This is a genomic window from Candidatus Polarisedimenticolia bacterium (genome assembly GCA_036001465.1).
Lineage (GTDB): Bacteria > Acidobacteriota > Polarisedimenticolia > Gp22-AA2 > Gp22-AA2 > Gp22-AA3.
In genome coordinates, this window is sequence record DASYUH010000071.1 from 26469 (window position 1) to 37625 (window position 11157).

The following is an 11157-nucleotide window of genomic DNA, read 5'->3' on the forward strand; positions in this document are numbered from 1 at the left end:
CGTGCGAAGCCGCCCGAGCGGGCTCGTTCGTGCCGTGGCGGCGGGGACGGCCGCCCTGGCCGCTACATGGGGCGCCGCGGCGACCTGCGCTGCGCTCCTGGGAGTGGCGTCGCCCGATTCCTCCGAAATCGAGAGGCGCAAGGCCGCGGTCGCTCGGCGGCCGGGAGATGCCGCGGCGCACTTCGATCTGGCGGCCGCACTGCTCCTCGTCGAAAGGCAGGAGGAAGCGCTCGCTGTCTTTCAGCGAGCCATCGACCTCGAGCCCGGGAACCTGAAATACGGCAACGAATACCGCCGCGCGTGTGTGCGGGCGGGCGAGCACCAGCGGGCGATCGATTTTCTCGAGAAGGAAGTGGCGGCCCACGCGGACGTCCTGGCGCTTCACCTGAACCTGGCGCTCGCCTACGTCGACAAGATGCCCACTGCGGGGCTCGGCATCGTCGGCCAGGGGCTCCTCTCGAACCGGTCGATCCGCGAGCTCAACGTGGTTCTCGAGCGCGACCCCGGCTCCTGGGCGGCGATGTACGGCAGGGCGATGAACCACCTGCACTGGCCCAAGGCGCTCATGCACGCGTCACGGGCGATCGAGGACTTCCGGGCCTGCCTGAGAATGCAGTCCGCGGTCCCCGCGGCAAAGATCCGGCCGCACAATCTGCTGCCGTACCTGGGGTTGGGAGACGCCCAAGTGAAGAACGGCCAGCTCGTCGAGGCGCGTCGGACCTGGGTTGAAGCGCAGAAACTCTTCCCGGGCGATTCCCGCCTCTCGAAGCGCCTGGCGCTGGGTGACGGCGAGCTGACGAAGTTCGTGGACGAGGAACGAGGTCTCGCCAGACCGATCGACACCGACCTGTCCTTCGTCTGGAACCCTTGAGCCCGCCGAGGGACCGTCCGCGACACTCCTACCGGCTTGCCGGCTCACGCGATGGCGCGTAGGCCTCGCTCACCGCGATGCGCGTCTTCGACTGCCACTCGGTGTAGGTCCGCGACTCGGAGAACGCTTTCCGGCAGAGCGCAGGAAGCCTGTGCATCAGGTCCTTCCATCCCGCCGGGGCCAGCTCAACGCAGCGGCGGAAATAGGCCGCATCGTTCATCGCCCGAGCCGTCAGTGCCCAGGTGACCCCGGTGAGGCGGGTCCGCCGATCTGTCTCATCCAGGGCCGCTGCGACGTGCGCGGCGATGGTCCCTGGCCGATCGACGCCGGTGAAGGCGAGAGCGAGCGAACGCCCGAGCTCGATGTCCTCGCGGTGCTCGCCGCCTGCGGCGTCGCGCTCGCGACGGAACCCGGCCTCGTCGTCCATGTAGACGAAGAACAGTGAGCGGCCGAACCCCTGGTAGATCGCGGCACGCCGTTCGGCAGGGCAGCGATCGAGCAGGCGGCGGGCCTCCGGCCTGCCAGGATAGTCGAAGAACCCGACCTTGAAGCCGAACCCGTCGTAGCAGAGCGGGACGTACATTGGATTGAGGTGCTCGCCGAGCCTCTCGATCGAGAACGGCCGGCTCGGGTGGCGCATCGCAATCCAGAAGCCCAACCCGACGTAGTAGAGGTAGAGAAAGTCAGGGTGCATTTCCAGCAGGTCGCGCTCGGCGGATTTCGGCGTGAAGCCGCTGAACAGGTGCCCGCGCGCCAGGTACCCCATCGCGGCGCCTTCGAAGAAGAAGGGGCGAAAGTGCGGATCCACGGCCGCCCCATGCTCGGCCACGTGCCGCAGCGACTCCAGGCGGAGCGTCGCGTTGTAGCCGCCGATGAAGGCCTCGCCCAGCCGGGCGACGAGACGGCGTCCCTCGGGGTTCCGGATGGCGAACCGGGCGGCGCGTCTGCCTATCTCCGCGGGGTCACGCTCGAGAAAGCGCCGCAGCACCCCTCTCCACAGTCCTCTCACCGTCACCGTCCCATCCAGGCGCTCCGTGTCCAGATCACGCTGGCATGGCGCGGAGCACCATGGCGCCGTTCTGTCCCCCGAAGCCGTTGGTGCATTTGAGAATCAGGCCGTCGGCGAGCAGCGGGCCCGGACGCGGGGGGCCGATCGACAACGCCGGGTCGGGCTCGACGCAGCGCGCTGCCTCCGGGATCCGCCCCTGGCGCATCGCAAGGAGGGCCGCGACAGTTTCGACCAGGGCGCAGCCGCCGAGCGTGTGCCCGAGCGCCTGCTTCAGCAACATCATCGGGGGCCAGGGCGCCCCGCTGTCCCCGAGAACGTCGCCGAGACAGGAGGCTTCGAAACGATCGTAAAGGCCTGACCCGACCCCGTGCGGCACGAGGAGGCTCAGATCACCCGGCTCCACCTGCGCCACCTTGAGGGCGCGCGCGATGGCGTCGCGGTAGCGCCGCCCGACCACGTCGGGAAACGTGACTTTCCAGCCGTCAGAGGTGAACCCGGCGCCGAGCCATTCGGCGTACACGTTGCGGCCCGCCCGGCGGGCGAGGTCGAGATCCTCGAGGACCAGGGCCGCCGCGCCCGAGCCCAGCACCATGCCGTCGCGATCGGCGCGGAAGGGGCGGCACTGGCCGCGCGCCGAATAGAGGCCCAGGTCGCGGAACCAGCGATACTTCGTGCCGTCCTCGGGGATGTCGCCGCCGACAACCACGACCGCGTCCGAGTCTCCGCTTCTGATCCGATCCGCCGCCACGGCGAGCGAGAATGCCCCGGAGGCGCAGGCGTTGTTGTTGTACAAGGTGAAGCCGTGCAGGTGGAACAGGGCGGACAGGTAGTGGAGATAAAGGAACGAGTGCAGGCGGTAGACGCTCTCGCTCTGCTGCTCATAGAGGAAATCGGGCGGGCTGAACTTGGATCGCGAACGCCACCAGGCCTTCGCCATCCTCCCCCAGCGGAAGAAGCTCTGCACGTGAGGCGCCAGACCCGGGCTCTCATGGGTCACGATCAGCCCGACGTCATGATCGCGCTTCCCGTCGCCCAGCCCGGCGTCTTCGAGGGCCTGCGCGACGCAGTCGGCCAGGGCGATGAAGTCCGGGTCCTCGCCCAGGTGGTTGTCGCGGACGAATTCCCGGTTGGGAAACGCGCGCGCGAGGCCGGCGGGGTCGTCGCGCAACGCCGCCATCGGGTAGGCCAGCCAGTCCCGCCGCCCCAGACGCGCCCGGTGCTCGCCGATGGCGCTCCTTCCGGAGGAGAGGCCGGCCCAGAGAGCCTCGCCGCCTCGGCCGTAGCCGCACAGGATGCCGATCCCCGTGATGGCGACCCGGCGCGCGCTCACAGCGAGATCCCTCCGTCCACGACCCACACCTGCCCGGTCACGTACGCCGCCTGGTCCGAGAGCAGGAAGCCCACCAGGTGGGCCACTTCGTCCGGCCGTCCCAGCCGGCGCATCGGGATCCGATCGATCCAGGTCTTTTTGGATTTCTCGGGGGCGGTCTCGAGCATGGGGGTGCCGATGTAACCCGGGGCCACGGTGTTGATGGTCACCCCGAACGGCGCGCACTCCTGAGCCAGGGAGCGGGTCAGGCCCTGCAGCGCGGCCTTGGTGGCGGCGTAAACGGTGTGGCCCTGGATGCCCCGAAGCCCCGACACCGATCCGAGGAAGACGATTCGGCCGAATCCTGCCTTCATGAGCGGGGTGACGGCCGCCCGGGAGACGGCGATGGCCCCCGTCAGGTTGGTGTCGATGAGCCGGGCCCACTCGTCCTCGGACAGCGTGTGGAAGGCGCGTTCCTGGGAGATGCCGGCGCTGCAGACGACGAAGCGCACGGGCTCCAGGTCGGACGAGGCCTGGCCAAACAGATCCAACGCATCCTGAAGTCGGCTGGAGGACAAGGGATAGCCCCTGATACGGGAGGTTTTCTCGTGGGCGCGCACCAGGGCAGCGGCCGCCTCCGGACGGCTGCGGTAGGTGAACGCGACGGGTAGCCCGGCGGCCGCCAGACTCGAGACGATGGCCGAGCCGATACCTCCCGAACCTCCCGTGACGAGCGCCGCCCCCCGGCCGTAGGTGAGCGTCACGGCGACCCTGCCTCCGCCCGCGCCACCGCGAATGCCAGCTCTCCCTCGACGATTGGCCTTCCCTCCACCCGCGCCACTCCTTCGAACAGGCCGTGTGTCGTCGTCATCTTGACCGCGCGCACCGCGTAGGTGATCGTGTCTCCTGGGGTCGCCGACCCGGGGAACCGGACGCGCAGATGCCCCAGGAGCGGCAGTCGCGAGGGGTCGATGGGGCCGTAGCTCAGCCGGAACAAGAGGGCCGCGGTCTGGTTCATCCCTTCCAGCACCATGAGCCCGGGCCAGAGGCTCGGTCCAGGCCCGTGAGCGTGGGTCAGGAGGTCGTCGCCGCAGACCTGCTTGAGGGTGGTGATGCTGCGGTGCGGCACGCACTCGATCAGCCGATCGATCAGCAGGAACGGATGCCTCCAGGGGAGCAGGTTCTCGAGGCTGTCAGGCGGCATCGTTCCCCTCCGGCTCCGAGAGCAGCAGGGCGGAAAGGTGTCCGGTCTCCGTCCGGGCCAGGACGACGGCGTTCCGCACCCGCCTCGCCAGCGGCTCGGGCGGCATGTTGATCGGGGGCAGGTCAGGGTCAGGCACGAAGCCGCGCGGCCGGCCAGGGATGCGGCCGGTCCTCATCGACTCGATGACGGCAGCTGCGGCCAGCGGCCCGGACGCGCCCCAGGTCTCGCCGAGGATCCCCTTCGGGGCCATCACCAGGGGCGCCTCCGCGCCGCCGCCGAAGACCTCGCGGATCGCCCGCGCCTCCACCCAATCTCCCTCGGGCGAACCGCAGGCGGAGGCCGCGACGAGCTGCACATCCCGCGGCTCAAGCGCGATCTGGTCGAGCAATTCCCGGAGCAGCCTTGCCAGGTCCTCGGCCCGTGGTCCGGGCGCCGACTCCCGCGGCGCCGCGAAGCGCACGGTGGCGCAGCGCAGACGGGCCAGCGGCCGGGCACCGCGGGCGCGAGCGCGTTCCGGCGACTCGAGAATGAACAGGCAGGCCCCTTCGCCGCCCACCGCCCCGCTCCGCGCCAGCCCGAACGGCCGCGAGTCGGGTCCGGAGGCGGTCATCCCGTCGGCCCGCAGGACGCGCAGCGCGGGCATGTTGATCGCGTCCGCCCCCCCGGCGACCACGACCGGCGCCTTCCCGGCGGACAGAAGCTCGAGCCCCTCCCGCATGGCCACGAGCCCGGAGGCCGGGCCGCTCGACACAGTCAGGTTGAACGCCGACCAGCCGAACTGGATCGAGATCTGCCCGGCGGGGACGTTCGAAACGGTTTCCGCGAACAGCAGCGGGTTCACCAGGCGCACCGGGACGGTGCAGGTCTCCCATTCGAAGTCGACGACGGTCGAGAGACTTCCCCAGCCGGACCCCAGCACGACCCCCACTTCCGAGGGCGGCACGCCGTCGAGCGCAGCCGCAAGGGGGGCCGCCGCAGCGCACGCCAGCTGGGATGTCCGCGACAAGTCCTTGAGCCCGCGGCGGTCGAGGTGATCTTTGATGGTGAAGCCTTCAATCGGCGCGGACGGCGGCTCGCCGGGGAGGGCGCCGCCGGACCGCGCGCTGGAGTCCGGCGGCCAGCACGGCACGCCCCGGCAGAGCGCCAGGTGGACATCTTGAGGAGTCCGCCCCGGGGCGGCGACCATGCCGACACCGCTCACAACACAGTCGCCGGCGGTCACCCGCTGGCCCCTCACGATCCTGCCTCCGCCGCGCCCGGAGGGGCGGAGAGGAGGAGACTGGCGTTATTCCCGCCGAACGCATAGGAGTTCGACAGGACGTGCCGCAGCCGGGCCGGCCGGGGCTCGTTCGGGACGCAGTCGACGACACACTCGGGATCCGCCTCCAGCCAGTTCCAGGTCGGAGGGATGACGGCGTGTCGCAGCGCCAGGAGCGACGCGATCGCCTCCACACAGCCGGCCGCGCCCATCATGTGCCCCGTCAGGGCCTTGATGGAGGAGACCGGGAGGCGTGCCGCCCGCTCGCCGAAGACCTTCCGGACGGCGAGGCTCTCGACCTTGTCGTTCAGATGGGTGCCGGTCCCGTGCGCGTTGATGTAGTCGATGGCGTCTTTGGGGATGCGCCCCTCCTCGAGCGCGCCGATCATGGCGCGCGCCGCTCCGAGCCCTTCCGGATTGGGGCCCGTGACGTGGAAGGCGTCGCAGGAGATCCCGAATCCGTCCACGAACCCGAGCACCTCCGCGCCTCGGGACCTGGCGTCGGACTCCGACTCGACCACCGCTGCGGCCGCTCCTTCCCCCAGGAGAAGCCCGCGCCGGTCCTTGCTGAACGGCCGGCAGAGATCGGGAGACATCGCCCCCAGCCGGGTGAAGCCGACGAACGCCAGGCGCGAGAAAGCCTCGCATCCAACCGCGAGGGCCCGGCGGACTCGCCCGCGGGACACGAGCGCCGCCGCCATGCCGATGGCGTAGGCGCCGGCCGCGCAGGCCGTGGGCGCCGTCGTGACCGGGCCGGAGAGGCCGTACAGACGTGCGACGGAGCGGCCCATAACGTCGAGGGGCCGGTGCGCCAGGGAGGCGAGCTCCTGTTCATTGGCCGGCCGGTCCGTGTGTGAGGACCTCTCCTGCTCGAACTGGGTGACGTCCCCCATCGTCGTCCCCACGACAACACCCGCGTCCGGCGCGCCTTCCAGGAGCGGACGGATGCCCGACTGCTCCACCGCCTGGACCGTCGCCAGGAGGGCGAGTTCGGCGCACCGCCCCCCCAGGACGTGGCGACGGACGGGCTCCGGGAGGGTGTACCCCCCGACCTCGCAGCCGATGCTGCTCTTGAACGTCGATGTGTCGAAAGAGCGGACGGGGCCGGCGCCGTTCCTTCCCGCGAGGAGCGACTCCCAGAATGAGTCCAGATCCTGTCCGATCGGGGTGATCACACCCATCCCGGTGACGCAAGGGCGGATCGACCCGTTCACACAGGCCCCCTATTCTCCCGGGGTGTGGGCGTCCACCAGGCCAAAGATGTCGGACATCGAGCGGATCTTGCCGATCGCCTCGTCCGGGATGTTGATCCCGTAGCGCCTTTCCATCTCCGCGACGATTCTCAGGCCATTCAGCGAGTCGATGCCCAGGGACTCGAGCGTCGCGTCCTCGGAAATGCGTTCCACGGGCAGGTCGGCGATGTCGGCCACCACCTGCATGACGTCCCGGCGAGTCCGCTCTCTGTCAGGCACCAAGGTCCTCCCCTCAGACGGCCTGGCTTGCCCGAAGCGGCGAGGCGTGCATGAAAACCATGCGGTTCAGGTGGCGGGATAGTACGACGAGGCCCAACCCCAGTCAAGCATTGAAGATGCGCGAAGCTGTCGAGTCGCGCTTCACATGCCGCCGTGCGCCGCGAGACCCGGAGGGTCTCTCCAGGCTCGCGGCAAGAATGAGGACCGGCCTTGCGCCATCCCGTACGGCGGGACTAGAGTAGGCCTCTCCAGGCATCGGGCGTTGTCCACTGCATGCGAAAAATGCGCAGATCGGGTGTTCTTGTCTGTCTACTCGCCGTCTTGGGGCCAGGTCCGCTTCCCGCGGCGTCCGAGCAGGCCGCCAGGCAGGGTTCCGCCACCGAGATTTTGCGACGCGCGGAGGAGATCCGCAGTCCGGAGGTCGACTACGCGGTGGACTTCAGCCTGCGGACGGTCAGCCCGACTTCCACCTGGAAGGAGCGCAGCGCAAGCTACACGTTGATCGCGCACGGCAAGGATCACTCGCTCGTCCTGATACGCGAGCCCGCGCCGTTCTACCCGGGGACGCTGCTGATCATGCGGGAGGTGTACTGGCTCCTGCTGCCGAGGGCGGAGAAGCCTCTGCAGCTCTCGGCGCAGAATGTCCTCGAGGGAGACATTTCGTACGGCGATCTGGCGCGCGCGAACCTGGTGCGCAACTATGCGGTGCGCCTGGACGGCGAGGAGGAGGTCGGGGGCGCGCGTTGCTGGAGGCTCGAACTGACGCGAACCGGCTCCGACGCCAACTACCCGCGCGTCCGTTGCTGGGTCGAAAAGAAAAGCTCCCGGCCGCGGAAGTTCGAGTACTACGGGAAGACGGGGGCCCTTCTCAAGACCGCGCTTTACGAGGACTACCGGAAGACGAAGCTGGGCGTGCGGCCGGTGCGGATCGAGGTGACCTCGCCGGGCCGCCCGGACGAGACGACCACCCTGCTCTTCTCGGACCTCCGCCCGCTCGGGCTGTCGCATGTGAGCTTCACCACCGACGGCCTCGTCGCCTTCCGGGACGCCGCGCGAAGCCTGCTCGGCGCGGACGGCTCGCAGTCCCGCGTCGAGGACCTGGTGGCTTCACTCGGCCGGGCCGGATCTTGATCCGCCTGGAGTCAGTCGGGAAGATCTACGGATCCGGCCCCGGACGGGCGGTCGCCCTCGACGGGATCTCGATCAGCGTCGCGCCCGGCCAGTTCGTCGCCGTGGCCGGCCCCTCCGGCAGCGGGAAGACCAGCCTCCTCAACCTCATCGGCGGCCTCGACGAACCGACCTCGGGATCGGTTTCAATCGATGGAAAGCGCCTGCGCGACCTCTCCGAGGACGGGCGCGCCGACCTCCGGCTGCGGACCGTCGGCTTCATCTTCCAGCACTTCAACCTGATCCCGGTGTTGTCCGTCGCGGAAAACGTGGAGCTCCCGCTTCTGTTCCGGCCGCTCGGCGCCGCCGACAGGCGCCGCAGAGTCGCCCGCGCCCTGGAGAGGGTCGGTCTCGGCGACAAGCATGCCCGGCGCCCCGCGGAGCTGAGCGGCGGCGAGATCCAGCGCGTGGCCGTGGCTCGCGCGCTGGCGGGTGAGCCCGCGATCGTGCTCGCCGACGAACCGACCGCCAACCTGGATCACGAGACCGGGGCGGCGGTGATCGGTCTGATGCACGAGCTGAACCGGGAGAACCGCACGATCTTTCTGTACGCCAGCCACGACCCGGAGCTCATCCGCCTCGCCGATCGCGTGGTGCGGCTCCGTGACGGCCGGCTCCTCGCGGAGGGAGCGTGATGCTGCTCCTGCGGCTGGCGTTTCGCAACGTCTTCCGGAACCGCGTCCGGACGGCGATCGCGCTGCTCGCCATCGGCGTCGGCTGCGCCGCGCTGATCGTCAACGGCGGGGTCATCTACAACATTTTCGAGGAGCTGCGGGAGGACGCCATCTACGGCCGGCACGCGCACTTGCAGATCTACCGGCGCGGTTACAGCGACAATCACCTGAAGGACCCCGGCGCCTACCTGATCCCCCGGCAGGAGGCCGAGCGGGTCCTGGCCCTGGTGCGGGCCCTGCCGCACGTCGCGCGGGTCACCCGCCAGCGGGAGTTCTCCGGGATGATCTCCGCGGGCGACCGCTACGTGTCGTTCGTGGGGATCGGTGTCGATCCCGCTCAGGACGCGGAGTTCAGCCGGCACGCCGTGCTGCGCCGCGGGGAGCCGCTCTCTCCACAGGAACCCTACGGGATGCTGTGCGGTCTAGGACTTGCCGAGAGGTTCTCAGGAGAGCCCGGGAGGGTCGTGACCCTGATGACCAACACAGAGAGCGGCGCGCTCAACGCCGTGGACGTGAAGCTGCGCGGCATTTTCGAGGGCGGGATGAAGGCTTACGACGACTGGACGCTCAAGCTGCCGCTCCAGGCGGTCGAAGAGCTGCTGCTCGACGATCGGACGGAAAAGATCCTCGTGCTCCTGGACCGCACGGAGTCGGTGCCCGAGGTCCAGCGTGCGATGGGAGATCTGCTCCGCACACAGGGGCTCGACCTCGAGACGCGTTCGTGGCGCGACCTGGCGCTTTTCCACAACCAGGTGGTCGGGCTGTTCAAGCGCGAGCTCGACGTGATCAAGCTGATCATCGCGACCATCGTCGTCCTTGGCATCGCCAACACGATCGGCATGTCGATCCTCGAACGCCGTGTGGAGCTGGCAACACTCAGAGCGCTCGGCATCCGGCGGGCGGCGATCGCCAGGCTCCTGTTCACCGAGGCCTTGCTCACGGGACTGATCGGTGGCCTGCTCGGTGTCGTCCTGGGATGCGCCATCGCCTGGCTGGTGAGCGCCATCGGCATCACCTTCCCCTCGCCGCCCGGCTCGACACGTCCGTTCGTCGGGGGGGTCGATGTCGTGCCCGGGATGGTGCTCTTCGCGTTCGTTCTGTCACTCGGCGCGACTCTGGCCGCGGCGATCCTGCCGATCTGGAAAGCCCGGCGCTGGTCGATCGCGCAGGTGCTGCGCGGCGCCTGAACCGTTCGCCCGGCCGGGGCCGCTCACCCCGGCCGCTTCGGGACAGCCAGCCGGCAGATCCGCAGGAGGAGGACGCGGCCGAGAATGGGCATTCCGGGGTGCCCAAGGCGTTGAACCACCTGATCGCCAAGGCGGCCGCTCGATGCAGCACGGGCGAGAAGGGGACGCACCCGGCGGGGAGCAAGACACCGGGACTCCGACTGCGAATGGTGGGAACCTCCTTGTCCAGATCCGGTGAGGGCCTCGGTCGGGTGACCGGCCGGGGCTACTCGACAGCGGCAATTCCAGGTCCGGCAAAGGCTATCCAGTCTTCCTGAGTTTGACGTCGACCGGATCGCTGCAGCGCCCCCAAGCCCGAGCGCACTGCCAAGGTGGCACACATCCTCGCGACACAATTACTTATCCCGGAACCGTTACGCCTCCGTGCCGAGTCGCCTTCTGAAGAGCACGAAGCCTGTGCCAAGCATCAAGAGCACGAGCACTAGACCGCCCCACCAAGTGAGGGTGGGTACAGGTGGTGGTAATGGAGCCGTGTCGACCTGAAAAGCGTCGAGCGTAACGACGACCGTGGGATTGCTGCGTGTATGGAACCCTACTGGCGTGGCGTTCACCATGTTATACCTGGCTGTCGGAGACGTGCTGTCGATGGTCGCCTCTAACTGAACAGGAACATCCGAAACGAGTTCTTCCGTGCTCAGGCTCGGACTACGGATGGAAGCGTTTAGGTCGGTGTGGTGCAGTGCTGGGAAATTCCGGCTCGCGATGGTGCCCGTCGATGGGACCAGATTATTCAGTACAACGGAGATAGGCCCAATCCCCTGAATTGTACCGGTCGCCTCGAGATTGAGGTAAGGCGTGTTGAAGACATCCGGATTGACAGTCTTTTGGACGCTCAAGACCGCTGTACCTGATACGCTGAAGGAACGGGGGCCGACGCCGACGACCCCAAGCGTGCCGGTACCGAACTTCGTGACGCCGCATCGCGTGATGGGACGGACTGGGCTCG

Annotated in this window: 12 protein-coding genes; 4 read left to right on the forward strand and 8 right to left on the reverse strand. The window is 68.8% G+C overall.

Annotation, left to right across the window (positions count from 1 at the left end; genetic code table 11):
- Position 1 precedes the first annotated feature (1 nt).
- Positions 2–871 carry a hypothetical protein gene (locus VGV60_13775; GenBank protein HEV8702338.1) on the forward strand — a complete coding sequence of 290 codons (870 nt, stop codon included), beginning with the start codon at positions 2–4 and terminating at the stop codon, positions 869–871.
- Between the two features lie 28 nt (positions 872–899).
- Here the strand turns inward: VGV60_13775 and VGV60_13780 are convergent, their stop codons facing one another.
- The 7 genes from VGV60_13780 to VGV60_13810 are packed head-to-tail and all read right to left on the reverse strand — an operon-like array spanning position 900 to position 7123.
- Positions 900–1886, reverse strand: a complete 987-nt coding sequence (locus tag VGV60_13780) for a DUF1702 family protein (GenBank protein ID HEV8702339.1) — start codon at positions 1884–1886, stop codon at positions 900–902.
- A gap of 28 nt (positions 1887–1914) precedes the next feature.
- The gene (locus VGV60_13785) at positions 1915–3210 is read right to left on the reverse strand and encodes a beta-ketoacyl synthase N-terminal-like domain-containing protein (protein ID HEV8702340.1); all 1296 of its coding nucleotides are present in this window, start codon (positions 3208–3210) and stop codon (positions 1915–1917) included.
- Positions 3207–3953, reverse strand: a complete 747-nt coding sequence (locus tag VGV60_13790) for an SDR family oxidoreductase (protein ID HEV8702341.1) — start codon at positions 3951–3953, stop codon at positions 3207–3209. Before VGV60_13790 ends, VGV60_13785 begins: the two co-directional genes overlap by 4 nt.
- Positions 3950–4393, reverse strand: coding sequence for a hypothetical protein (locus tag VGV60_13795; protein HEV8702342.1), 444 nt, complete (start codon positions 4391–4393; stop codon positions 3950–3952). Before VGV60_13795 ends, VGV60_13790 begins: the two co-directional genes overlap by 4 nt.
- Positions 4383–5630, reverse strand: a complete 1248-nt coding sequence (locus VGV60_13800; protein HEV8702343.1) for a beta-ketoacyl synthase N-terminal-like domain-containing protein — start codon at positions 5628–5630, stop codon at positions 4383–4385. The genes VGV60_13795 and VGV60_13800 overlap by 11 nt, the downstream gene beginning before the upstream one ends.
- Positions 5627–6832 (reverse strand): beta-ketoacyl-[acyl-carrier-protein] synthase family protein, encoded by a 1206-nt coding sequence (locus tag VGV60_13805; GenBank protein ID HEV8702344.1) that lies wholly within the window; start codon positions 6830–6832, stop codon positions 5627–5629. The genes VGV60_13800 and VGV60_13805 overlap by 4 nt, the downstream gene beginning before the upstream one ends.
- A 42-nt stretch (positions 6833–6874) precedes the next feature.
- Positions 6875–7123 (reverse strand): acyl carrier protein, encoded by a 249-nt coding sequence (locus VGV60_13810; protein ID HEV8702345.1) that lies wholly within the window; start codon positions 7121–7123, stop codon positions 6875–6877.
- A gap of 387 nt (positions 7124–7510) precedes the next feature.
- Here VGV60_13810 and VGV60_13815 point away from each other — a divergent pair, with 387 nt between their 5' ends.
- The 3 genes from VGV60_13815 to VGV60_13825 are packed head-to-tail and all read left to right on the forward strand — an operon-like array spanning position 7511 to position 10151.
- A complete protein-coding gene (locus VGV60_13815) occupies positions 7511–8254 on the forward strand; it encodes an outer membrane lipoprotein-sorting protein (GenBank protein HEV8702346.1) in 744 nt (247 codons plus the stop codon).
- Entirely contained in the window at positions 8251–8925 is a 675-nt protein-coding gene (locus tag VGV60_13820; protein ID HEV8702347.1) for an ABC transporter ATP-binding protein, read from the forward strand. The genes VGV60_13815 and VGV60_13820 overlap by 4 nt, the downstream gene beginning before the upstream one ends.
- Positions 8925–10151, forward strand: coding sequence for an FtsX-like permease family protein (locus VGV60_13825; GenBank protein ID HEV8702348.1), 1227 nt, complete (start codon positions 8925–8927; stop codon positions 10149–10151). Before VGV60_13820 ends, VGV60_13825 begins: the two co-directional genes overlap by 1 nt.
- A gap of 413 nt (positions 10152–10564) precedes the next feature.
- On the opposite strand, the gene VGV60_13830 is transcribed toward VGV60_13825, so the two are convergent.
- Positions 10565–11157: hypothetical protein (locus tag VGV60_13830; protein ID HEV8702349.1), on the reverse strand; the 593-nt coding region annotated here is incomplete at its 5' end.

Coding starts and splice junctions, on each gene's coding strand:
- VGV60_13805 (HEV8702344.1), bottom strand. CDS start 6,832: ATGGGTGTGATCACCCCGATCGGACAGGATCTGGACTCATTCTGGGAG.
- VGV60_13795 (HEV8702342.1), bottom strand. CDS start 4,393: ATGCCGCCTGACAGCCTCGAGAACCTGCTCCCCTGGAGGCATCCGTTC.
- VGV60_13825 (HEV8702348.1), top strand. CDS start 8,925: ATGCTGCTCCTGCGGCTGGCGTTTCGCAACGTCTTCCGGAACCGCGTC.